This window comes from Pseudomonas sp. TYF_14 (genome assembly GCF_043105275.1).
GTDB classification, from domain to species: domain Bacteria; phylum Pseudomonadota; class Gammaproteobacteria; order Pseudomonadales; family Pseudomonadaceae; genus Aquipseudomonas; species Aquipseudomonas alloputida.
This window is the reverse complement of sequence record NZ_JBICLK010000097.1, coordinates 1-23,755: the sequence shown is the minus strand read 5'-3', so window position 1 is coordinate 23,755 and position 23,755 is coordinate 1. Positions and strand designations below refer to the sequence as shown.

The 23,755-nt window shown below is 63.3% G+C and carries 19 protein-coding genes; 11 read left to right on the top strand and 8 right to left on the bottom strand.

Annotated elements, in window-relative coordinates; all coding sequences use genetic code 11:
* Nucleotides 1-8 precede the first annotated feature (8 nt).
* Complete coding sequence (gene zapE, locus ACF8O8_RS27090) at nt 9-1,115, top strand: cell division protein ZapE (RefSeq protein WP_010953182.1); 1,107 nt, start codon at nt 9-11, stop codon at nt 1,113-1,115.
* Nucleotides 1,116-1,128: 13 nt separating this feature from the next.
* Entirely contained in the window at nt 1,129-1,710 is a 582-nt protein-coding gene (locus ACF8O8_RS27085; RefSeq protein ID WP_010953183.1) for a DinB family protein, read from the top strand.
* Between the two features lie 72 nt (nt 1,711-1,782).
* Here ACF8O8_RS27085 and ACF8O8_RS27080 read toward each other — a convergent pair whose 3' ends face one another.
* The 6 genes from ACF8O8_RS27080 to yegQ all read right to left on the bottom strand — a co-directional run bounded on the left by ACF8O8_RS27080 (nt 1,783) and on the right by yegQ (nt 7,751).
* Entirely contained in the window at nt 1,783-2,781 is a 999-nt protein-coding gene (locus ACF8O8_RS27080) for an alpha/beta fold hydrolase (RefSeq protein ID WP_392510860.1), read from the bottom strand.
* Nucleotides 2,782-2,856: 75 nt separating this feature from the next.
* A complete protein-coding gene (locus ACF8O8_RS27075; RefSeq protein ID WP_010953185.1) occupies nt 2,857-3,294 on the bottom strand; it encodes a YqaA family protein in 438 nt (145 codons plus the stop codon).
* Nucleotides 3,294-3,722: a DUF411 domain-containing protein gene (locus tag ACF8O8_RS27070; RefSeq protein ID WP_010953186.1), complete on the bottom strand. Its 429-nt coding sequence runs from the start codon at nt 3,720-3,722 to the stop codon at nt 3,294-3,296. The genes ACF8O8_RS27075 and ACF8O8_RS27070 overlap by 1 nt, the downstream gene beginning before the upstream one ends.
* Nucleotides 3,723-3,736: 14 nt before the next feature.
* Nucleotides 3,737-4,621 (bottom strand): copper resistance protein B, encoded by an 885-nt coding sequence (locus ACF8O8_RS27065; protein ID WP_392510858.1) that lies wholly within the window; start codon nt 4,619-4,621, stop codon nt 3,737-3,739.
* Nucleotides 4,614-6,335, bottom strand: coding sequence for a copper resistance system multicopper oxidase (locus ACF8O8_RS27060; protein WP_370688773.1), 1,722 nt, complete (start codon nt 6,333-6,335; stop codon nt 4,614-4,616). Before ACF8O8_RS27060 ends, ACF8O8_RS27065 begins: the two co-directional genes overlap by 8 nt.
* An 81-nt stretch (nt 6,336-6,416) precedes the next feature.
* A complete protein-coding gene (gene yegQ / locus ACF8O8_RS27055) occupies nt 6,417-7,751 on the bottom strand; it encodes a tRNA 5-hydroxyuridine modification protein YegQ (protein WP_392510857.1) in 1,335 nt (444 codons plus the stop codon).
* A 132-nt stretch (nt 7,752-7,883) separates the two neighbouring features.
* On the opposite strand from yegQ, the gene ACF8O8_RS27050 reads away from it, so the two are divergent.
* Entirely contained in the window at nt 7,884-8,948 is a 1,065-nt protein-coding gene (locus tag ACF8O8_RS27050) for an AI-2E family transporter (protein WP_010953190.1), read from the top strand.
* A 169-nt stretch (nt 8,949-9,117) separates the two neighbouring features.
* Here ACF8O8_RS27050 and phnX read toward each other — a convergent pair whose 3' ends face one another.
* On the bottom strand, nt 9,118-9,945 hold the full coding sequence (gene phnX / locus ACF8O8_RS27045; RefSeq protein WP_392510855.1) for a phosphonoacetaldehyde hydrolase: 828 nt from the start codon (nt 9,943-9,945) through the stop codon (nt 9,118-9,120).
* A gap of 34 nt (nt 9,946-9,979) precedes the next feature.
* Nucleotides 9,980-11,086 carry a 2-aminoethylphosphonate--pyruvate transaminase gene (locus ACF8O8_RS27040; RefSeq protein ID WP_103444025.1) on the bottom strand — a complete coding sequence of 369 codons (1,107 nt, stop codon included), beginning with the start codon at nt 11,084-11,086 and terminating at the stop codon, nt 9,980-9,982.
* A 112-nt stretch (nt 11,087-11,198) separates the two neighbouring features.
* Between ACF8O8_RS27040 and ACF8O8_RS27035 the strand changes: the two genes are divergently transcribed.
* The 8 genes from ACF8O8_RS27035 to ACF8O8_RS27000 all read left to right on the top strand — a co-directional run bounded on the left by ACF8O8_RS27035 (nt 11,199) and on the right by ACF8O8_RS27000 (nt 23,432).
* Nucleotides 11,199-12,062, top strand: coding sequence for a LysR substrate-binding domain-containing protein (locus ACF8O8_RS27035; protein ID WP_010953192.1), 864 nt, complete (start codon nt 11,199-11,201; stop codon nt 12,060-12,062).
* A gap of 77 nt (nt 12,063-12,139) precedes the next feature.
* Nucleotides 12,140-13,162 (top strand): AraC family transcriptional regulator, encoded by a 1,023-nt coding sequence (locus ACF8O8_RS27030; RefSeq protein WP_020192118.1) that lies wholly within the window; start codon nt 12,140-12,142, stop codon nt 13,160-13,162.
* 146 nt (nt 13,163-13,308) lie between these two features.
* Nucleotides 13,309-17,754, top strand: coding sequence for an NEL-type E3 ubiquitin ligase domain-containing protein (locus ACF8O8_RS27025; protein ID WP_392510854.1), 4,446 nt, complete (start codon nt 13,309-13,311; stop codon nt 17,752-17,754).
* Between the two features lie 122 nt (nt 17,755-17,876).
* Nucleotides 17,877-19,523, top strand: coding sequence for an acyl-CoA synthetase (locus ACF8O8_RS27020; protein ID WP_267273799.1), 1,647 nt, complete (start codon nt 17,877-17,879; stop codon nt 19,521-19,523).
* 13 nt (nt 19,524-19,536) lie between these two features.
* The gene (locus ACF8O8_RS27015; protein ID WP_003250091.1) at nt 19,537-20,304 is read left to right on the top strand and encodes an SDR family NAD(P)-dependent oxidoreductase; all 768 of its coding nucleotides are present in this window, start codon (nt 19,537-19,539) and stop codon (nt 20,302-20,304) included.
* A gap of 11 nt (nt 20,305-20,315) precedes the next feature.
* Nucleotides 20,316-21,509: an acetyl-CoA C-acyltransferase gene (locus ACF8O8_RS27010; protein ID WP_010953196.1), complete on the top strand. Its 1,194-nt coding sequence runs from the start codon at nt 20,316-20,318 to the stop codon at nt 21,507-21,509.
* A gap of 8 nt (nt 21,510-21,517) precedes the next feature.
* Nucleotides 21,518-22,645: an acyl-CoA dehydrogenase gene (locus ACF8O8_RS27005; protein ID WP_010953197.1), complete on the top strand. Its 1,128-nt coding sequence runs from the start codon at nt 21,518-21,520 to the stop codon at nt 22,643-22,645.
* 13 nt (nt 22,646-22,658) lie between these two features.
* Nucleotides 22,659-23,432, top strand: a complete 774-nt coding sequence (locus ACF8O8_RS27000) for an enoyl-CoA hydratase (RefSeq protein ID WP_003250095.1) — start codon at nt 22,659-22,661, stop codon at nt 23,430-23,432.
* Nucleotides 23,433-23,755: the final 323 nt, after the last annotated feature.

The following is a 23,755-nucleotide window of genomic DNA, read 5'->3' as shown; positions in this document are numbered from 1 at the left end:
AATGCGGCATGGCCCTCGACCCCCAAACCCTCTACCAGCAAGCCCTGAGCACTCGGGGCTACGTTGCTGACCCTGCCCAGGCCCGCGTCGTCGAGGCCTTGCAAGCCTGCTTCCAGTCCCTTGAGCAGGGCCGCCCCACCCAGGGCCTCTACCTCTGGGGCCCGGTCGGGCGCGGCAAGACCTGGCTGATGGACCAGTTCCACCAGTGTCTGCGCATACCGAGCCGGCGCCAGCACTTTCATCACTTCATGGCCTGGGTGCATCAACGCCTGTTTCAGCTCAACGGCACCGCCGACCCGCTGCTCGCCCTGGCGGGGGAGCTGGCGCGGCAGATCCGCGTGCTGTGCTTCGATGAATTGTTCGTCAGCGACATCGGTGATGCGATCATCCTCGGCCGCTTGTTCCAGGTATTGTTCGATCAGGGCGTGGTGATCGTCGCCACCTCCAACCAGCCACCCGAGCAACTCTACCGCGATGGCTTCAACCGCGAGCGGTTCCTGCCAGCCATCGCCGCCATTGGTCGTCACATGCAGGTATTGCCGGTAGCAGGCGAGCAGGATCACCGCCTGCACCCCGGTGAGGCGCGGCAGCGCTATTGGGTAGCCGAGGCGGGGCAGGCCAGCCAGTTGGGCGAGGTGTTTCGCCAGCTCAGCCCGGAAGATGCCGGCACTGATCAGCCCTTGGGTATTGGCTCAAGGCACATTCACGTCGTGCGGCGCAGTGAGCAGGCTATCTGGTGCCGTTTCACCGATCTGTGCGATCAACCCTTGGCGGCCATGGAGTTCATGGCCTTGTGCGACCGTTTTCCCTCGATTCTGGTATCCGGCATTCCGGCGCTGGGCGGGGAGCAGCGGGCGGGGCGTATTGCCCGTGGCACCGAAGATGGCGCGGCGAGGGTAGTGGCGGGCGACCGTGAACTGCCTGCGCTGTCGCCCAAGGACGATGCGGTTCGCCGCTTCATTGCCCTGGTCGACGAATGCTATGACCGCCGGGTGGCGTTGTACCTGGAGGCACAGGTGCCGCTCGATGCCCTCTACACTCAAGGGTATCTGGCGTTCCCGTACCAGCGCACCCTGAGCCGGCTACGGGAGATGCAACTGCAACGCTTCGCCTGAAAAGGAGCCGACCATGCAGCCGTTATCGCATTATCTGCTGACCCAGGCCTATAACAATGGCTGGGCCAATCACCGCCTGTACAAGGCCTGCCTGCAACTGACCCAGGACGAGTTCGTCGCCCCGCGTTGCAGCTTCTTCCCGTCGATCAAGGCCACCCTCAACCATTTGCTGACGGTGGATTGGTTCTACCTGCATATGCTCGAGTGCGAGCAGCGCGGCGAGCAGCCCGATGCCGACGGCGAACGCTTTTTCGACCCGGAACAGCCGTTTGCCACCTGCACCGACCTGCATGCCGAGCAGGCCCAGGCTGACCACCGTTTGATCGCCTACTGCCGGGGGCTGAGTGATGGCGACCTTGGCCGCTATGTGAGCGTCGTTCGGCCCGATCGGGTGCAGCGCGAGCAGCGGCTGCGTTTGCTGGCGCATCTGTTCGAACATCAGGTGCATCACCGTGGGCAGGTGCACGCGATGCTCAGTGATACAGCGGTCAGGCCACCACAGCTGGATGAGTTTTTCTGCGAGGAAGAGGCCGAGTTGCGGGCGGGCGACTTTGCCGAGCTGGGCTGGACGGAAGAGCAGGTCTGGAAAGTGTAATGGCACCCTGTGGCAGCAGCGGTCTTGTGCAAAGTACAAAAGCGTACGCTGCCACAGGGGCCAATCCTTGGCTCACTTGCCCAGCCATTCGACCAGGGTGCGATTGAACCGCACCGGTTCCTCGATTTGCGGCGCGTGCCCCATGCCTTCGAACGTGATCAGCTCACCTTTGGGTATCAGCTTGGCCACCTGCGGCCCCAGTTCTGCATAGTTGCCCAACCTGGCCTTTACCTCCGGCGGCGCGATATCGCTGCCGATGGCCGTGGTGTCCTTGTCGCCGATCAGCAGCAGGGTCGGCATCTGCAGGTGCTTGAATTCGTGGTACACCGGCTGGGTGAAGATCATGTCGTAGATCAGCGCCGAGTTCCACGCCACCGCTTCATGCCCCGGCCCTTTGTTCAAGCCCACCAGCATCTGCACCCAGCGTTCGTACTCAGGCTTCCAGCGCCCGGCGTAATAGGTTTTGCGTTCATATGCACGTACGCCTTCGGCATCCAGTTTGAGTTCGCGGGCATACCACTGGTCCACGGTGCGGTAGGGCACCCCCAGGGCTTTCCAGTCTTCCAGACCGATCGGGTTGACCATTGCCAGGCGTTCCACCTGCTGGGGGTACATCAGCGCATAGCGGGTGGCGAGCATGCCGCCGGTGGAGTGGCCGAGCACAATGGTTTGCTTCACACCCAGCTGTTCGAGCAGGGCATGGGTGTTGTCGGCCAGTTGTTGAAAGCTGTACTGGTAATGCGCCGGTTTGCTCGACGTACAGAAGCCGACCTGGTCGGGCGCGATGACCCGGTAGCCGGCCTTGCTCAGGGCGTCGATGGTGGTTTCCCAGGTGGCGGCGCAGAAGTTCTTGCCGTGCATCAGCACCACGTTGTGGCCGTTGGCCTGGCCTTGGGCGGGCACGTCCATGTAGCCCATCTGCAGGGCCTGGCCCTGGGACTTGAAGTCGAAATGCTTGAGGGGGTGCGGGTAGCTGAAGCCTTCGAGCTGGGGGCCGTAGGTAGGCGACTCGGCAGCGATGGCCGAACTGCTGGCAAGGCAGGCCAGGGCAAGGGCGGTTGCGCGCAGCATGGGGGCACTCCGTGTAGGGCCGGGTTGAATGGGGCGACTGTAACAGGCAGTGGACCACGCGAAACCTGAAAGGTGTTACCAGGCGTGAAACCAGCCCAGGGTAATCATCGCAAGCACCGCATAGCGGCCAGCCTTGGCCAGGGTCACCAGCAACAGGAAGCGCCAGAATGGCTCACGCATTATCCCGGCGATCAGCGTAAGCGGGTCGCCGATCACCGGCATCCAGCTGAGCAGCAGCGACCATTGCCCCCAGCGTTGGTAGCGCTGCTGCGCACGCGCCAGTTGGGCAGCGCTGAAAGGGAACCAGCGCTTGTCGCGCAGGTGCTCGATGGCCCGGCCCAGCAGCCAGTTGACCACCGAGCCGAGCACGTTGCCCAGGGTGGCTACCAACAGCAGGGTCGCCCAGGCCTCGGGCTGGCGCAGCAACAGGCCGACCAGCACAGCCTCCGATTGCAGCGGTAGCAGGGTGGCGGCACCAAAGGCGCTGAGAAACAGCGCCCCTAGGCTGAGCATCAGTAGTTGGCGACCACGGTGTCCTGGCCATCCTGGGTCACCCCGATGACCTGGTAGGCATCCTTGTGGTCACCCATCTCCATGCCGGGCGAGCCCATGGGCATGCCCGGCACCGCCAGGCCCTTGAGGTCGTTGCGTTTGGCCAGCAGGCGCACCTGCTCGGCCGGCACGTGGCCTTCGACGAACTTGCCGCCGATCACCCCGGTGTGGCACGACGCAAGGCGTGGCGCCACGCCGAGGCGTTGCTTGACGGCGCTCATGTTTGGCTCGACGTGGTCGTTGACGGTAAAACCATTGTCACGCAGGTGGCTGATCCAGGCCTTGCAGCAGCCGCAGTTGGGGTCGCGGTAGACGTCGATGGTCTCGGCGGCCTGGGCCAGGCCGGTGACGGCCAGCAGGCTCAGGGTCAGCAGGTGTTTGCGCAGCATGGTGAAGCACTCCTTTAAAAACGCAGGCGGATACCGGCGACCAGGCGGGTCTGGCCCAGATCTTCGCCGTCTTCTCGGGCCTGGTTGGCACGCGAGCCGTGCAGGCGGTTGAAACTGAGCCCGACGTAGGGGGCGAAGCCGCGCGTGATTTCGTAGCGCAGGCGCAGGCCCACCTCGCTGTCGGCCAGCCCCGCACCTTGTTCGCGCCCGGCGTCGTTGCGCCCGTAGAGGTTGGCCTCCAGGGTCGGCTCCAGTATCCAGCGGTTGGTCAGCAGCATAGCGTAAGCGGCTTCCAGGCGCAGCGCCGTCTGTTGCCGCTCGCCTGCATAGGCGGTGGCTTGCAGCTCCAGGCCGTACAGCGGTGTGCCCTGGATGCCGAAGGCGGCCCAGGTTTGGCCACTGGCAGGCTTGAAGTCCTGGCGTGCACCGGCCACCAGTTCCCACCACGGGCTCACGGCATGGCCCCACAGCGCCTGTAGCTCGGCCTTGTGGGTCTTGCCCTGTTCGCGTTCGCCTTCGGTGCGCAGCCACAAGCGGTCGATATCGCCACCGACCCAAGCGGTGGCGTTCCAGTTCAGGGCACTGCTGCTCTCGAAGTTCTGGTATTCGAGCTTGTCCACGATCACTGTCCAGTTCAGCGCCCGGTCATGCGCCTGGTGCCCTGGCAATGGCGGGAAGGCGGCGCGGCGGTCGGCGTCGGTGATGACAGGCAGGGGCGTGCGAGGTTGGCTGGGGGAAGGCTGGTCGTGGCCCATGCTTTCATGGTTCATGGGCATGGCCTGATGGCCCATCTGGCCGTGGTTCGTGTGTTCGGAACCAGCGGCCATCGCCCGTTCACTGGCGAGCAAGGTCAGCAGCGCCACGCCTGCCACGAAGCTGCGGTTGCGGGTGTCATTCATCGACGCGTACCTCGCGGAGCATGCCGGTCTCCATGTGGTAGAGCAAGTGGCAGTGGTAGGCCCAGCGGCCCAGCGCGTCGGCGGTCACCCGGTAGGTGCGTCGGCTGCCGGGCGGGATATCGACGGTGTGCTTGCGCACCAGGAACTGGCCATGCTCGTCTTCCAGGTCGCTCCACATGCCGTGCAGGTGGATGGGGTGGGTCATCATGGTGTCGTTGACCAGGGTGATGCGCACGCGCTCACCGTAGGTCAGCCGCAGCGGTTCGGCGTCGCTGAACTTGATGCCGTCGAACGACCAGGCGAAGCGCTCCATATGGCCGGTCAGGTGCAGCTCGATGTCACGCGATGGCGGGCGACCGTCCGGGTCGGGGTAGGGGCTGCGCAGGTCGGCGTAGGTCAGCACGCGGCGACCATTGTCACGCAGGCCTATGCCAGGATCGGCCAGGTTGGGGCGCGGTGCCATGGTCTGCATGTCCACCAGCGGGTTGTCGGTTTCACTGATCGGGTGTTGCTGCATGGCCGACATGGCGGCGTGGTCCATACCGGCCATGCTGCCGTGGTTCATGCCCTGCGGATTTCTGTGGTCCATGCCCGCCATGGCATCCATGCCGCCGTGGCCCATGTCTTCCATGCTCAGCACCGGGCGCGGGTCGGGGGCAGGCACCGGCGCCTGCAGCCCGGCCGCACGGGCCAGGGTACCGCGGGCAAAGCCGGTGCGGTCCATGCTCTGGGCGAACAGGGTGTAGGCGGGTTGGTCACCCACGGTCACCAGCACGTCGTAGGTCTCTGCCACGGCAATGCGCAGTTCATCCACGCTCACAGGGGTTACCGGCAAGCCGTCGGCGGCGATCACCGTCAGCTTCAGCCCGGGGATGCGGAAGTCGAAGTAGGTCATGGCTGAGGCATTGATCAGCCGCAGGCGCACGGTTTCGCCTGGCTGGAACAGGCAGGTGAAGTTGCCTTGTGGTGGTTGGCCGTTGAGCAGGTAGGTGTAGGTGGCGGCGCTGATATCGGCGAGGTCGGTTGGGCTCATGCGCATGCGCGCCCAGGCCGTGCGTTCGGCGACGGTGGCGCTCCAGCCGTTTTCGGCCACGTCATCGATGAAGTCGCCAACCGTGCGCTTGTGGAAGTTGTACGCGTCGGACTGCGTCTTCAGCGTCGCCATCAGGTGTTCCGGTGCCTGGTCTGACCAGTCGCTGAACAGCAGCACATGGTCGCGCTGGTAGCGGTGCGTTTCGGGCTCGCGTGGCTCGATCACGATCGCCCCGTATACCCCGGCTTGCTCCTGTAGCCCCGAATGGCTGTGGTACCAGTAGGTGCCGCTCTGGCGCAGGGTGAACTGGTACAGGTAGTCGCCTCCGGGCTCGATGCCAGCGAAGCTCAGGCCAGGCACGCCGTCCATGTTGGCCGGCAGGATGATGCCGTGCCAGTGGATCGAAGTGTCCTGCGCCAGTCGGTTGCGCACGCGCAACGTCACGGTGTCACCTTCGCGCCAGCGCAGCAGTGGGCCGGGCAGGCTGTTGTTGACGGTCAGTGCGGTACGCGGTCGGCCTGTGATGTTGACCGGAGTCTGGCCAATGAACAGCTCGAAATGCTGGCCGGCCAGGTCTCGGCCTTCAGCGGCCTGGACCAGCGGGCGCCACAGACCCAGGCCCGCCAGCGTGCTGGCGGCGCCCAGGCCTTTGACAAACGTACGGCGGGAGGGGTTGCGCAACATGGCGTGGCCTCATGCGGAAGAGCCACGATGTTCGCTGCCGCCTGCTGTCAGGTAGCTGAGGTGCACATTACAGTGCTGTCAGTTTGCTGCTTCGTCGATGCGCAGGTCGCGCATCAGCAGGCCGTAGTCGAGGGCAACCTGTTCCGGGATCGGCAGATACACCACATGGCCATCGCCCGGTGCGACCTCGATGGCGTGCTGCTGGCGGTTGCACAGGCGGTGCAGGTCGAAGTGGTAGTTACCGCGCGGGGTCATCAGCTCCAGATGGTCGCCCACGGCGAAGCGGTTCTTCACCTTGACCTCGGCCAGGCCGTCGACGCGCACGCCAGTCAGTTCGCCTACGAATTGCTGGCGCTCGGACACCGAGTTGCCGCGCTGGTAGTTCTGGTACTCGTCGTGCACGTGGCGGCGCAGGAAACCTTCGGTGTAACCGCGTTGCGCCAGGGATTCGAGGTTGCCCATCAGGGCGCGGTCGAATGGTCGCCCGGCCACCGCGTCGTCGATCGCCTGGCGATACGACTGTACCGCGCGGGCACAGTAGAAGTGCGATTTGGTGCGGCCCTCGATCTTCAGCGAATGCACGCCCATCAAGGCCAGGCGCTCGACGTGCTGGATGGCGCGCAGGTCCTTGGCATTCATGATGTAGGTGCCGTGTTCATCCTCGAACGCCGGCATTTCAGTGCCGGGGCGGTTGCTTTCCTGCAGCAGGAACACTTGGTCGGTGGGGGCACCCAGGCCCAGGGTGGGTTGAACATGGCGCACAATGTCACCGGTGGCGTTCTCGGTGGCCGGCGTGGCGTCGTACTTCCAGCGGCAGGCATTGGTGCAGGTGCCCTGGTTGGCGTCACGCTTGTTGAGGTAGCCCGACAGCAGGCAACGGCCGGAATAGGCCATGCACAGGGCGCCGTGCACGAACACTTCCAGTTCCATGCCCGGCACCTGCTGGCGGATTTCCTCGATTTCGTCCAGCGACAGCTCCCGCGACAGGATCACCCGGCTCAGGCCAAGTTGCTGCCAGAACTGCACGCTGGCCCAGTTGACGGTGTTGGCCTGCACCGACAGGTGCACCGGCATCTGTGGGAAGTGCTGGCGCACCAGCATGATCAGGCCGGGGTCGGACATGATCAGCGCGTCCGGCGCCATCTCGATCACGGGTGCCAGGTCCTTGAGGAAGGTCTTGAGCTTGGCATTGTGCGGGGCGATGTTGACCACCACGTAGAAGCGCTTGCCCAAGGCGTGCGCCTCCTCGATCCCCAGTGCCAGGTTGGCATGATCGAACTCGTTGTTGCGCACCCGCAAGCTGTAACGCGGCTGGCCGGCGTAGACCGCATCGGCGCCGTAGGCAAACGCGTAGCGCATGGTCTTGAGGGTGCCGGCGGGGGCCAGCAGTTCGGGCTTGGCAGTAGGGTTCATGTGCGCACCGGGGCAAAAGGCGGGGATGCTAGGGTCGATGGACAAGGTGCGTATTGATTTGCGTCAAGTGAGCACGGCACTTTTGTCCAGGCGCGGTGCACTAATCACTCATAAGCCATTTGAGGAACTGCGATGAACGAAACCGCGCTACAGAACAAGGCCTTGGCAGTACTCTTGGCGTTGGTGACCATTGCCTTCTTCTGGATTCTTCTGCCGTACTACGGCGCAATCTTCTGGGCGGTGATCCTCGGCATCCTGTTCGCCCCGCTGCAGCGTCACTTGCTGATCCGCTGCGGGCGGCGGCGTAACCTTGCCGCGGCCACGTCCACGCTGGTGTGCCTGCTTGTGGCGATCCTGCCGGTGATCATCATCAGCGCCCTGCTGGTGCAAGAGGGCGCCACGCTGTACCAGCGCATCGAAAGCGGTCAGCTGGACATTGCCGGTTACGTCGAGCGCGGCAAGGACATGCTCCCGGCATTCGCCCAGCGTGGGCTGGACAATATGGGCATGGGTAACCTTGACGGGTTGCGTGACAAGATCACCAAGTGGGCAACCCAGGGTAGCCAGGTATTGGCCAGCCAGGCGTTCAGCTTTGGCCAGGGCACATTCGAGTTTCTGATCAGTTTCGGCATCATGATGTACCTGCTGTTCTTTTTCCTGCGTGATGGCCCGGAAGTTGCGCGCCGGGTGCGGATGGCCGTCCCGCTGCCCGAGCACCAGAAGCGTCGTTTGCAGTTGAAGTTCAATCGTGTGGTGAGGGCGACGGTGAAAGGCAACGTGCTGGTGGCCATTACCCAAGGTGCGTTGGGAGGTTTTATTTTCTGGGTGCTGGATATCCCGAGTGCGTTGGTGTGGGCGGTGCTGATGGCGTTTCTGTCGCTGCTGCCGGCGGTGGGCGCGGGCATCATCTGGGCGCCGGTGGCGGCGTATTTCCTGCTGACCGGGGCGATACTGCAAGGGGTGGTGCTTACCGCGTTCGGGGTGCTGGTGATCGGCCTGGTGGATAATGTGTTGCGGCCAATCCTGGTGGGCAAGGATACGCGCATGCCGGACTACCTGATCCTGGTGTCGACCCTTGGCGGGCTGGCGGTGTTCGGCCTCAACGGCTTCGTGATCGGCCCATTGATCGCGGCGCTGTTCGTTTCCAGCTGGGCGATCTTTGCCGCGACCAAACCGCGGGTGCAATTGCCACAATAGCGTTCTTGCTCAGGTTTGTCGGCTGTAGGAGCGGGTTCACCCGCGAAAGGGCCGGGCCTGCTGGCCAATTTCCACCAGGCGTTCACCGTTGTTGCCGCCACCGTATTCGCGGGTAAACCCGCTCCTACACAGATTGGTGGCGGACACACATACAGCGAAACCGCAGGGGTCAGAAGGCTTGCGGCATCTCGCCCTTGGCCAAGCGCCGGTTGATGTCGGCAATCACTTCGGGCAGGTCGTTGATGGTGTCGATCAGGTAATGCGGGCGGGAGCCGGCAAACAGTGCATGGATGCGCTGGCGCTCGCTTTCCAGTTTCTCGGCACTCAACGCCCGGAAGCCTTCCCAGGTCAGGCCCAGAGCATTACCCGAGCAGACCAGCGCCACGGTCCACATGCCGGCACGGCGGCCTTCAAGAATGCCAGGCACGGTGTCGTCCACCTTCACGCAGGCCGCTACATCGTCAATCCCCAGCGCAATCACGTTGGCCAAGGCCTGGGCCGGCCATGGGCGGCCGTTCGGGGTTTCATCGGTGGCCACTACATGGTCGGCTACGTAGCCGTTCTGCGCCGCCAGTTCCACCACCTTGTCCATCACCACTTTCGGGTAACCCGAGCACGAGCCGATCTTCAGGCCGTCCTGGCGTAGACCGGTGAGGGTGTCCAGTGCACCGGGGATCAGTGCCGAGTGCACGGCGATCTTCTCGATCTGCAGCGGCATGAAGCGGTTGTAGATGGCGGTGACGTCATCATCGGTCGGGGTACGGCCGAACACCTTGCGGTAGCGCTCGGCAATTTCCGGTACGTCGCACAGGGTGCGGATATGGTCCCATTTGCCCATGCCCATCGGGCCTCGGGCTTCCTCGATCGACACCTGCACGTCGAACTCGGCAAAGGCCTCGACGAAGATCTGGGTGGGAGCGAATGAGCCGAAATCGACCACGGTGCCAGCCCAGTCGAGGATGGCGGCTTGCAGTTGGATGGGGTTGTTATAGTTCATGTGCGCGAATTCCTGGGTTCGGGTGGGCAAAGCGTCAGATGTCCAGCACTTCCATTTCCCGCAGCACCTCGGCCACGGCATTTACGGCGGCCTGCATGCCGTCCGCCCCGACCACGCCGATGCAGCCGACGCGGAAGGTTTCGACCTGGGTCAACTTGCCCGGGTAGAGAATGAATCCCTTGGCCTTGACCCGCTCGTAGAAGTCCTTGAACTGGTAGCGGGCATCGGTGGGGGCGTGGAAGGTGACGATGATTGGCGCCTGGATCTCGGCAGGCAGGAAACTGCGCAGGCCGATGGCTGCCATGCCATCGAGCAGCGTCTTGCAGTTGTCTGCGTAGCGCTGGTGGCGGGCCGGAAGGCCACCTTCCTCGTTGTATTGCTGCAGTGCTTCGTGCAGGGCCGCGACCACGTGGGTAGGCGGGGTGAAGCGCCATTGCCCGGTCTTGGCCATGTAGGCGTGCTGGTCGTGCAGGTCCATGGCCAGCGAGTGGGCATTGCCTTCGGCGGCCGCCAGGGCGTTTTTTTCGGCGAAGACGAAGCCCATGCCGGGTACGCCTTCCAGGCACTTTCCGGAGGCCGCGATCAGTGCTTCGAAGGGGATTTCGCGGGCATCGATCGGCAATGCTCCGAACGAGCTCATGGCATCGATGATCAGGCGCTTGCCATGGCGTTTGATCACCTGGGCGATCTCGGGCAGCGGGTTGAGGATGCCGGTGCTGGTTTCGCAGTGGATCAGCGCCACATGGGTGATGGCCGGGTCTTCGGCCAGCAGCCGGTCGACGTCGGCGGCGGTGGTCGGCTGGTCTTCGGCCGTTTCGAAGGTGCTGTAGGTGCGACCCAGCACTTTGCAGATCTTCGCCAGGCGCTGGCCGTACGCGCCGTTGATCAGTACCAGAACCTTGCCATCGCGTGGCACCAAGGTGCCGATGGCCGCTTCCACGGCGAAGGTACCGCTGCCTTGCAGGGGCACGCAGTGGTGGCTGCTGGCGCCGTCGATGATGGCCAACAGTTGTTCGCAGACGCTGGCAGTCAATTGGTTGAAGTCACGGTCCCAGGAGCCCCAGTCCACCAGCATGGCTTGGCGGGTGCGGATTGATGTGGTCAGGGGACCTGGGGTCAGCAGAATCGGGGCGTTGCTCATTCCGTTATTCCTCACAAGCGGTGGGCTGAAACTACGGGGCCTAGGTTGCAATTCGCGCTGCCATCAATCAAATTGTTTGTTGTTATCCCAGCTATAAGTCAGGCCGATAAATATGAACCTGTTCCAGCTACGCGCCTTCGACGCCGTGGCCCGTGAGGGCAGCTTTACCCGTGCTGCCGAGCGCCTGTTCATCAGCCAGCCGGCGGTGACCGGGCACGTCAAGGCCCTGGAGGAGCACTACCAGATCACCTTGTTGCGGCGTACTGCACGGCGCGTGGAGCTGACCGAGGAGGGCACGCGCCTGGCGGCCATCACGCGCGCCATGTTCGGCCTGGCCGAAGAAGCGCAGGCCATGCTTGAGGCCAACCGCCAGTTGCTGACCGGGCGCCTGGAGGTAGCCGCCGACGGCCCGCATCGGGTCATGCCGATGCTGGCGCTGCTGCGTGAGCGGTACCCTGGTGTCACCGTCAACTTGCGCCTGGGCAATGCTCAGGAGACCTTGGCTGCGCTGCTCGGCGAGCATGCCGACGTGGCGGTGCTGACCGAAATCGAGCCGCGCAAGGGGCTGCATCTGCAAAATCTCTGTGAGTCGCGCCTGTGTGCGCTGTTACCGGTGGGGCACGCCTGGGCCAGCGCGCGGGAGGACTTGCCGTTGGCCGCGCTGCACCAGCAGATCATGGTGCTGCGCGAACCCAGCTCCACCACCCGGCGCACCTTCGACAAGGCCTGCATCAAGGCGGGCGTGCAACCGCGTGTATTGCTGGAGCTGGACAGCCGGGAGGCGGTAACCGAGGCTGTGGCCTCGCAGCTGGGGATTGGCGTTGTTTCTTCCACTGAAGTGGCCAATGATCCCCGTGTGGTGGCACGACCATTGGCCGGCGAGGGCCTTGTCAACCAACACGTGATCGGCTGCCTGGAGCGCCGTCGCGAACTGCGCCTGATTCAGGCATTCCTGAGCCTGGCAGCAGGGCTATGATGGCTGTTTGCTACGGGGCACCCTCGGCTTTTCATACAGACCCTAATATGGCCGGCAATCAGCCGACAGGACCGTCGATGAGCGACAAAGACACCATTTCCATGCAGCTGGTGCGCGAAGCGCTGTTGCAGACCTGCCCTGCCGGTGAGCCTGACAGTGGCTTGCTGGCCAGGGCGGGCATCGCCGTTGAACAACTGCACCTGCCAGAGGCAAGGGTCAGTGCCGAGTCCTATGCCCGCCTGTGGCGCTTGCTGGCCCGGCGCTGCAACGACGAATTCTTCGCGATGGACCCGCGCGGTCTGTGCAGTGGCAGCCTGGCGTTCATGTGCCGTGCCAGCATGGGCCAGCCGACCCTGGGCGCAGGCCTGGAAACCTCGCTGGCCTTTCTGTCGCTGATGCTTCAAGACATGCAGCCCAGCCTGGTGCGCCAGCAAGGCCTGGCCGAAATTGTCATTAATGAGCCGCGTGACGAACCGCGCCGCGCGTTCACCTATTTCACCTTCTGGATGATCGTGCATGGGGTGACCTGCTGGCTGGCCGGGCGGCGCATCCCGATTCTGAGCATTGATCTGCGTTGTGCCGAACCACCCTTTTGCGACGACTATCGGGTCATGTTTTCGGAGAACCTGCATTTTGAGCGTCCACGCACACGCATGATCATTGCTTCGCAATACCTCGACTTGCCCCTGCGGCGCAGCGAGGAGGAGCTGCAGCGTTTTCTGGCCGAAGCGCCGGGCAATATCCTGGTCAAGTACCGTGACCCGGCCAGCCTCGGGCGGCGTATCCGCACCGACCTGTTGCGCCTGGCCCCTGAGCAATGGCCCGATGCTGACCGCCTGGCCCGGCAGCTGTGCCTGTCGCCATCGACCCTGCGTCGGCGCCTGGCAGAAGAGGGGCAGAACTACCAGGGCTTGAAGGACAGCGTACGACGGGAGCTGGCGATCGCCTGGCTCAGCCAGGAAGACGTGGCCATGGGCGAGCTTGCCGAGCGTTTGGGGTTCGCCGACAGCAGCTCGTTCTATAAGGCATTTCGCAAGTGGTTCGGCTGCAACCCGGGACATTATCGGGCATTGATCCAGGCGCGAGGGGCAGGGCACTGAAGGGCGAACGCTTCCTGCAGTAGTGCATTACCGCGCGGGCCCAGAAGGCTTACCGAGCAGGCGCCGATCGAACCCGTTCCCTCTGCATCCTGGGCCGACATTTGAACAACATGGTTGGCTTCGTCATATAGCTAGGGGAACCCACCATGATCATCAACGCGACGGGCCATGACCGATTCATCGGTGCCCGATTACCTGAGTGGCTCAAACGCGCGTCAAGGGGCCAGATCAACACCCTGCGCACCAGTCTGAACGCGCACCATGCCAGCCAGGCACGCTTGAGTGGCCTGACGCTTGAGTTACTGCCGCTCCAGCAGTTTGCCGAGAAGCACCTGGCGGCGTTGCTGGATGCACCGTTGCCGGACGGGCAGGTATTTGCCCAGCTCGAGTGGCTGCGGGTGGCGCCACGCTTCGGCACACTGCCAGGTACCTTGCAACAGACATACGGGTACAGCCAGACGCGTGAGAACGGGTTACTGCGGCTGATGCGCAACTTTGCTGCGAATACCCGCTACTACGAGGGCACGGGGCTGGTTTTGCCAGGCAGCGATAAACCATTGAATGCATCGCTGGAAGCATTGATTACGGCCTGTCGCAATCTGGACGTTGGTCAGCGTTATCAGGACGCGTTGCAAAGGATCTTCCCGCCAGCTACCCAGGCGGTGCTGGCTGAAGACAAACGTTCGGGGTTGAAGCTGGCGACCGAGCTTGCGGCATTGCAGGGAAACATAAGCGTCGATGTGCAGCTCGCCTTGCGTGAGGTGGTGGACCCCGCTCAGGAGGGGCGACAACAAGGGCTCGAAGGCAAACCCATGCTGTTGAGGGCAATAGGGAAACCTGTGGTCGATGGCTTGCTGATCCACCTGCATGACAAGGCGGGAAATGAACGGGGCATCGTGCTTTACCTGCCTGGTGATCCCCGGCAGGCATTGCGGTTCTTCGACAATGCCGCCTCCATGAACAGTACCGTGGCAATGTTGTTGCAAGATCCGGGTTACTGGCAGTTCTTCACACAGCTCATCAGCCTTGAGCACCGTGCAGGTTTTGTCAGTACCCTCGGCAAGCGCCTGAAAGACAAGCTGCCGGACCTCGAGCTTGAGGGTGAAACACCTGGGGGAGGGGTTTTCACGCAACTGGCGACTCGGCAAGTGCAACGGGTCAAGGAAGATGCCCGGTTGCTGCTGGTACCGACCGCTGACGCTGATAGCCGGGCGGTTAGCGCCAGACACGCTGAGTGGAAGGCGGCAGGTCTGGACCTGGTAAACCTCGCCGGCCTTTTCATCCCGGCTGTGGGGGGCGTGCTGCTGGGGCAGGTGGTTGCTCAGACGTGCGCTGAAGTGTTCGAAGGGATGAGGGATTGGTCGAAGGGGCACCAACACGAAGCGCTGCAGCATCTGCTGGGGGTCGCCGAAACCTTGGCGGCTACCGCAGCGACGGTGGCGGGTGTCAGTTTTGTGCGCAGTGCGTTTGTCGCGGGCCTGGAGCCGGTAAGCCTTGGGAATGGGCGCAGTCGCCTGTGGCAGTTCAACGCCAGAAATTATCGATCATTGCCGGGCCCTGTCGATCTGCTCGAGGAGGAGCGCGGTGGCGAGGCGGGCCGCCGCTGGGTCCGTATCGATGGACGTTACCTCGAAGTGCATCAGCCCGTCGTCGATGGCCCCTATCGCCTGCGCCATGCAGCGAGTGAGGGTGGCTACGGGCCGGTCGTGTTGCACAACGGTGAGCGTGGCTGGCAGCTGATGCGTGAACAACCCTTAAGCTGGCAGGCGCCTGCCCGCATGCTGGATGCATTATGGCCACAGCTTTCCCCTGTCGACGCGCATCAGGCCGAGCAGATAATGCGGGTGGCAGGTATCGATGCAGACTTGTTGCGCGGCGTTCTCGTGGAGAATCGCCCGGCGCCGGTGAGCCTTGGCCAAACCTTGCGCGCCTTCCAGGCGCATGCACGCATTGAAAGGTTTTTCCAGCGTGTTCGGCTGAAGGCGTTGATGCCATCGGACAGGGAGCTGCTGGCCTGGTGTGAAGCAAGGCCAGGCGTGGGCGCCGGACTGGAGCAGATGCAGGTGCATGAGGCCGGGTTGCGGCCGCAATTGTTTGCTCGCCTGACAGAACAGTCACTGGCAGCAGACCCGCTGAGCATGTTGGTAAAACGGGACTTCCCGGGTTTGCCTTCGGCCTACATAAATGAAGTAACCGGTCAGGCGCATGAGCTTGAGCACCAAATGGCGCGTGTCGAGCGGCGGCTGCCATTGCCGTGCGCGAAGAACGCCCGTTCGCTCTTGCGTCTGGCTCGCCTGAGTCGGGGGCTGGCGGGGTTGTATCTGAGCACGGCGTACAGTGATGTCACCGGCGAACTGGCCCTTGCGTTGCTGGATAGCTTCGAACTCGAGCAACTTGACCTCGACTTGCGCGACCGCGGGCTGGATGGGCGGTCTATCAGGCGCCTCGGTAGCGGCGGGCGAACCGAGGCAAGAAGAATAGTGGTCAGGCATGAAGGCAGGTTTCTGATCTACAACGGGTCAGGTTTGCCACACGTGTTTATCGCTGACGAGCCGGGATGTATCTTCGAGGCGCTTTCTGCCGCACTGACATCAGAGCAGCGGGCAGCGATGCAACTGGTGGGCAGTGCGGCGGCGAGGCAACTGCGTGAGAAGCTTCTGGCGCGGTTACCCGCTACCCATTGGGATATCGCGCGCATGCTCGGCTGGCCAGAGGAGCAGGCCTGGCTCAATCCAGGGCGTCGCATGGACGATGGGCGCGTGGGATACCCGCTCAGTGGCCGCCCTGGCGCTGCTCCCAGGGATGAGCGAGCGATCATTCGCGATCAGCTACGATCGCTTTATCCTGGCCTGGACGAGGCCGCGCTCGATGTGGAGCTGGCGCGCGTGCAACAAGGCCCGCAGCCAGTCTTCGAGCGCCTGGTAGAACTGCAGGAAGCACATGATCAGCTGGTGCTGTACCTGAATCGCTGGGTCGGTGCCGAGTTGCAGGAGGGGCGACGCGCCGCCCGCAGGTTGACGGCCGACAGCATCCTGCGAGCCTGGCGACTGCAGGGCGAGCCTGTTTCGGCCGGCGAGGGGCAAACACAGGGGCAGCGCTTGTCGATGAGCGGTTTGAGTTTGCGCACACTGCCGGCACTGCCGCCGAACATCGATTTCCATCGCATTACCCTGCTGAGCGTGAACGACACCCTGATTACTGACATTCCGGCCGACTTCCTTCGCCCGTTTACTGCCTTGACGCACCTGAACCTCAACAACAACGCGTTGATGCGTCTACCAACAGGCATTGCCCATTTACCGAATCTTCAATCGCTTCGGTTGGCGCATAACGAGATACGCCTCGACGCCCAGGCGATCAGCGTTCTGCATGGTTTGTCCAACCTTGTGCATCTTGATCTCAGTCATAACCGGCTGGAAGCGCTGGACATGAGCTTCCACCAACTTTCTCGGCTGACCAGCCTGAACCTGCGTCATTGTCGGCTGGGCAGCTGGCCGCGTCGCCTGGAGCTCTGTGGTCTACTTGAACGTGCTGACTTGCGCAACAACCAACTCCGCGAAGTGCCCACCGAGATCCAGCTGATGCCTTATGCATTTCGACAGGCCATTCTGATGGAGGACAACCCCTTGTCGGTCATGCAGCAACGAAGGTTGTATGCCCTCGATGTGATCGAAGAACACCGGCACTCACCTGAGCAGTTGGGGTCAGTTGACCTGGCCAGGGCCCGTACGCGTTGGGTAGGCCATACGGATGCGACGGTTCAGGCCGAGCGTGAGGCCGTGTGGCTGCGGTTGCTGGAGCAACCGGGTAGCAGCGGGTTGTTCAGGTTGTTGGCTCGCCTGGAGATGACTGCGGACTACAGCCAAGCGGGTGAAGGGCGGGATGCGCTGGTTGACGGGGTATGGACACTGCTGGCTACGCTGGACGGCGACCCGGTGCTGTGCCGGCGGATTTTTGAGCGGGCCGGCCTGCCGCTGTCATGTTCGGACGCCGTTGCCAGCCATTTCAGTGCATTGCAGGTATTGGTGAGGCAGGCGCAGGCCGAAGCCGCCGCAGTCAACCCTGAACGCAGGGGCGAGTTGCTTGAACTGGGCAGGCAACTGTTCCGGCTGGATCAACTGGAAGGGATTGCCTACCAGGATGGCCGGCAGCGTCTGGCTGCCAGTGAACATGTCGACCAGTTGGCATTGGGGCTGGCTTACAGGGTGCAACTTCGTAGCCGTTTGCGGTTGCCCAACCAGCCGTATGCCATGCGCTATCCCGATGCTGTCGCGCTGACACAGGCCCAGGTAGAGGATGCATTTCTGCGGGTTACGCGCGCGCAGACCATCGAGGGCCTGACCGATAGCCTGAGCCAGCGCGCGTTCTGGCGCCGTTACCTGCGCCAGCAACATGACCAAATGTTCGATGCCCTCAGTGCGGATTACACTCGGCGCACGCTTGAGCTGCAGGCTCAACGTCCTGTCTTGGCGCCGGCGGCCTTCGAGCAGCAACTACGCCGGCTACAGGAACAGCAGGACCTCGATATCGAGCGCCTGGTCGCAGGGCTCACCCAGTCCTACCTGCGTGCAGCCGAGCGCGCAGAGGGGTGATTAGCGGCGGCCAAACCAGTCATCCAGATTGACAGCTTTGGCCATTGCCGCCGCGCATGAGCGGCGCGAACATCGTCGGACCGATGCTTCAACTCCAAAAACAAGAAACCAGGAGTCCGATGATGCGCGATTACGCCGAGGCCGCTCGTACGTTCGACCATGACCAGGCCGTTGTGACGGCATTGCACGGCAACCTTGAAGCCCTTAATGCCTGTGTCGAATGCTGTGACCGGCATGCCGGTGACGGCAAGCTGGCACTGATTCATGAGGACCGCGATGGTAACAGCGCGCGCTATAGCTTCGATCAGCTTCAGGTGCAGGCTGCTCGGTTCGCCAATGTGTTAAAGGCGCAGGGGGTAGGCGCCGGAGACCGGGTTGCCGGCTTGATGCCGCGTACCCCTGAACTGCTGGTGACCATCCTCGCTACCTGGCGCCTCGGGGCGGTTTACCAGCCCTTGTTCACCGCGTTCGGCCCCAAGGCCATCGAGCACCGGCTTGAGCAATCCCATGCCCGAGTGGTGGTCACCGATAGCCACAACCGCGCCAAGCTGGACGATGTGCACGCCTGCCCGACCATCATCACTGTCAAGGCCCGCAGTGGTGAGCTGGACTTCCAGCAATGCCTGGAACGCGCAGCGGACGTATGTGAGCCGGTGATGCGCTCAGGCAACGATCCATTCCTGCTGATGTTCACTTCCGGAACCACTGGCCCGGCAAAACCCCTGGAAGTGCCACTGCGTGCGATCGTCGCGTTTCAGGGCTACATGCGTGATGCCATCGAGCTGCTGCCCGAGGACAACTTCTGGAACCTGGCAGACCCGGGTTGGGCTTACGGCTTGTATTACGCCGTTACCGGTCCGTTGTCGCTGGGGCATGCCACCACGTTCTACGATGGCCCGTTCAGTGTCGAGAGCTGCGCCCGGGTGATCGACAAGCTGGGTATCACCAACCTGGCCGGCTCGCCCACCGCGTATCGCTTGCTGATTGCGGCGGGCAAAGATTTCTCGGCACCAATCAAGGGCCGCCTGCGGGTGGTCAGCAGTGCCGGCGAACCGCTGAACCCCGAAGTGATCCGCTGGTTCGCCGACGAGCTGGGCGTGACCATTCACGATCACTACGGCCAGACCGAACTGGGCATGGTGCTGTGCAACCACCATGGCCTGCAGCATCCGGTGCACCTGGGTTCTGCCGGCTATGCCATCCCCGGCCACCGCATCGTGGTGCTGGACGAGCAAGGTAACGAACTGCCAGCCGGCCAGCCAGGCATCCTCGCCGTTGACCGTGAGCAGTCGCCGCTGTGCTGGTTCGGCGGTTACCACGGCCTGCCGACCAAAGCCTTCGTCGGCAAGTACTACCTCAGCGGCGACACTGTCGAGCTGAACCCGGATGGCAGCATCAGCTTCGTTGGCCGTAGCGACGACGTGATCACCACCTCCGGTTACCGTGTGGGGCCATTCGATGTGGAAAGCGCGTTGATCGAGCACCCGGCGGTGATCGAGGCAGCGGTGATCGGCAAGCCCGACCCGGAGCGTACCGAGCTGATCAAGGCGTTCGTGGTATTGGCCAGCGGCTACGCCGGCAGCGTCGAGCTGGAAGAAACCTTGCGCCAGCACGTGCGCCAGCGCCTTTACGCGCATGCCTACCCCAGGGAAATCGAATTCGTCAGCGAGCTGCCCAAGACCCCGAGCGGCAAGCTGCAACGCTTCATCCTGCGCAACCAGGAAGTCGCCAAACAACAAGCGCAACAGGCCACCCCTGCCAGCGTCTGAAAGGAAAGTACTCATGCACATAGCCAATAAACATTTCATCGTCAGCGGCGCCGCTTCCGGGCTGGGTGCCGCGACTGCACAGATGCTGGTCGAGGCTGGCGCCAAGGTCATGCTGGTCGACCTCAATGCCCAGGCTGTCGAAGCCAAGGCCCGCGAGCTGGGCGACAACGCCCGTTTCGCCGTGGCTGATATCAGTGACGAGCAGGCAGCCCAGTCGGCTGTCGATGCAGCTGTCAGTGCCTTTGGCAGCTTGCATGGGTTGGTCAATTGTGCCGGCATCGTCGGTGCCGAGAAGGTGCTGGGCAAGCAGGGCCCGCATGGCCTGGCCAGCTTCGCCAAGGTCATCAACGTCAACCTGATCGGCAGCTTCAACCTGTTGCGTCTGGCTGCGGCGGCCATGGCCGAAGGGGCTGCCGATGAGAGCGGCGAACGTGGGGTCATCATCAACACGGCCTCCATTGCCGCCTATGACGGCCAGATTGGCCAGGCCGCCTACGCTGCCTCCAAGGGGGCCATTGCCAGCCTGACCTTGCCGGCCGCGCGCGAACTGGCACGCTTCGGCATCCGCGTGATGACCATCGCTCCGGGCATCTTTGAAACCCCGATGATGGCCGGCATGAGCGATGAGGTACGTGCTTCACTGGCTGCCGGCGTACCGTTCCCGCCCCGCTTGGGCCGCCCGCAGGAATACGCCGCGCTGGCCCGCCACATCATCGAGAACAGCATGCTCAACGGTGAGGTCATCCGCCTCGACGGTGCGCTGCGCATGGCTGCCAAGTAAGGAGAGCGAACATGACCCTCGCCAATGACCCCATCGTTATCGTCAGCGCCGTGCGCACGCCCATGGGCGGGTTGCAGGGCGACCTCAAGAGCCTGACTGCGCCGCAACTGGGCAGCGCCGCCATTCGTGCTGCCGTGGAACGGGCCGGCATCGATGCCGCCGGTGTCGAGCAGGTACTGTTCGGCTGCGTGCTGCCGGCCGGCCAGGGCCAGGCACCGGCACGCCAGGCCGCGCTGGGCGCCGGGCTGGACAAGCACACCACCTGCACCACCCTGAACAAGATGTGCGGCTCGGGTATGCAAGCCGCGATCATGGCCCATGACCTGCTGCTGGCCGGCACCGCAGACGTGGTAGTGGCGGGTGGCATGGAAAGCATGACCAACGCGCCGTACCTGCTGGACAAAGCCCGTGGCGGCTACCGCATGGGCCACGGCAAGATCATCGACCACATGTTCATGGACGGTCTCGAAGACGCCTACGACAAAGGCCGCCTGATGGGTACCTTTGCCGAGGACTGTGCCCAGGCCAATGCCTTCAGCCGCGAGGCCCAGGACCAGTTCGCCATCGCCTCGCTGACCCGAGCGCAGGAAGCCATCAGCAGCGGCCGTTTTGCCGCCGAGATCGTGCCGGTGGAAGTCACCGAGGGCAAGGAAAAGCGCGTCATCAAGGATGACGAGCAGCCGCCCAAGGCGCGTCTGGACAAGATTGCGCAGCTCAAACCGGCGTTTCGTGAAGGCGGCACCGTGACGGCGGCCAACGCCAGTTCGATTTCCGACGGCGCTGCGGCGCTGGTACTGATGCGCCGCTCCGAGGCCGACAAACGTGGCCTCAAGCCATTGGCCGTCATCCACGGCCACGCCGCCTTTGCCGACACCCCGGCGCTGTTCCCGACCGCCCCGATCGGCGCGATCGACAAACTGATGAAACGCACCGGCTGGAACCTGGCCGAAGTCGACCTGTTCGAGATCAACGAGGCCTTCGCCGTGGTCACCCTGGCGGCCATGAAACACCTCGATCTGCCACACGACAAGGTCAATATCCACGGCGGCGCCTGCGCCCTCGGTCACCCGATCGGCGCTTCTGGCGCACGTATTCTGGTCACCCTGTTGTCGGCCTTGCGCCAGAACAATCTGCGTCGGGGTGTGGCGGCCATCTGCATCGGCGGTGGCGAGGCCACGGCCATGGCTGTTGAATGCCTGTATTGAGGTGAACCATGCTGGTAAATGACGAGCAACAACAGATCGCCGACGCGGTACGTGCGTTCGCCCAGGAACGCCTGAAGCCGTTTGCCGAGCAATGGGACAAGGACCATCGCTTTCCGAAAGAGGCCATCGACGAAATGGCCGAACTGGGCCTGTTCGGCATGCTGGTGCCCGAGCAGTGGGGCGGCAGCGACACGGGTTATGTGGCCTATGCCATGGCGCTGGAGGAAATCGCTGCGGGCGATGGCGCCTGCTCGACCATCATGAGCGTGCACAACTCGGTGGGTTGCGTGCCGATCCTGCGCTTCGGCAACGAGCAGCAGAAAGAGCAGTTCCTCACCCCGCTGGCGACAGGTGCGATGCTCGGTGCTTTCGCCCTGACCGAGCCGCAGGCTGGCTCCGATGCCAGCAGCCTGAAGACCCGCGCACGCCTGGAAGGCGACCATTACGTGCTCAATGGCAGCAAGCAGTTCATTACCTCGGGGCAGAACGCCGGCGTAGTGATCGTGTTTGCGGTCACCGACCCGGAGGCCGGCAAGCGTGGCATCAGCGCCTTCATCGTGCCGACCGATTCGCCGGGCTACCAGGTAGCGCGGGTGGAGGACAAACTCGGCCAGCACGCCTCCGACACCTGCCAGATCGTTTTCGACAATGTGCAAGTGCCAGTGGCCAACCGGCTGGGGGCGGAGGGTGAAGGCTACAAGATCGCCCTGGCCAACCTTGAAGGCGGCCGTATCGGCATCGCCTCGCAAGCGGTGGGTATGGCCCGCGCGGCGTTCGAAGTGGCGCGGGACTATGCCAACGAGCGCCAGAGCTTTGGCAAACCGCTGATCGAGCACCAGGCCGTGGCGTTTCGCCTGGCTGACATGGCAACGAAAATTTCCGTTGCCCGGCAGATGGTATTGCATGCCGCTGCCCTTCGTGATGCGGGGCGCCCGGCGCTGGTGGAAGCGTCGATGGCCAAGCTGTTTGCCTCGGAAATGGCCGAAAAGGTCTGTTCGGATGCCTTGCAGACCCTGGGCGGTTATGGCTATCTGAGTGACTTCCCGCTGGAGCGGATCTACCGCGACGTTCGGGTTTGCCAGATCTACGAAGGCACCAGCGACATTCAGCGCATGGTCATTGCGCGCAATCTTTGAAGGAGCAGACTGCATGGCATTCGAAACCATCCTGTTGGACATCCACGGCAAGGTTGGCCTGATCACCCTCAACCGGCCGCAGGCGCTCAATGCGCTGAACGCGCAGATTGTCGGCGAGATCAACCAGGCTCTGGACCAGCTCGAGCGCGACCCGAACATCGGCTGCGTGGTGCTGACAGGCTCGGCCAAAGCCTTTGCCGCTGGCGCCGACATCAAGGAAATGGCCGAGCTGCAATACCCGCAGATCTACGTCGACGACCTGTTCAGCGACGCTGACCGCATCGCCAATCGCCGTAAGCCGATCATTGCTGCCGTGTCTGGATTTGCCCTGGGCGGCGGCTGTGAGCTGGCGATGATGTGCGACTTTATCCTCGCTGCGGACAATGCCAAATTTGGTCAACCGGAAATCAACCTGGGCGTGCTGCCGGGCATGGGCGGTACCCAGCGCCTGACGCGTGCGGTGGGCAAGGCCAAGGCCATGGAGCTTTGCCTGACCGGCCGCCTGATGGGCGCGGAAGAAGCCGAGCGTGCAGGCCTGGTGGCGCGGATCGTGCCGCAGGCAGAGCTGGTGGAAGAGGCGCTGAAGGTGGCGGCGACCATTGCCAGCAAGTCGATTCCGGTGAGCATGATGGTCAAGGAGAGCGTCAACCGGGCATTTGAAGTAACCCTCAGCGAGGGGGTTCGCTTTGAGCGTCGGGTCTTCCATGCGGCTTTCTCCACCGAAGACCAGAAAGAAGGCATGGCCGCATTCATCGCCAAGCGTGAGGCACAGTTCAAGGACCGTTGATCAGACTCGGTTCGTTGCCGTTGCCGTTGCCGTTGCCGTTGCCGTTGCCGTTGCCGTTGCCGTGGCTTTTGCTTCTAAGTGCGCGATAGTTCAGGCGACGCAGATTGCGACTTCAGGAGGCCGAGCGTAGGGCTTGCGGAGGGAGGTGACGGGCATGGATGCCCGTCAAGCGCTGAGGCCCCATGGATGGGGCCTGCAGCGCGTACTCCCGGGAGCAAGACCGTAGCGAGGGAACCCCGGAGCGTAGCGCAGGGGCCGGATGATGGGAGCCAGCGTTTTTTGGTTACTTTTTGTCGCGTTTGACAAAAAGTGACCCGCCGTAA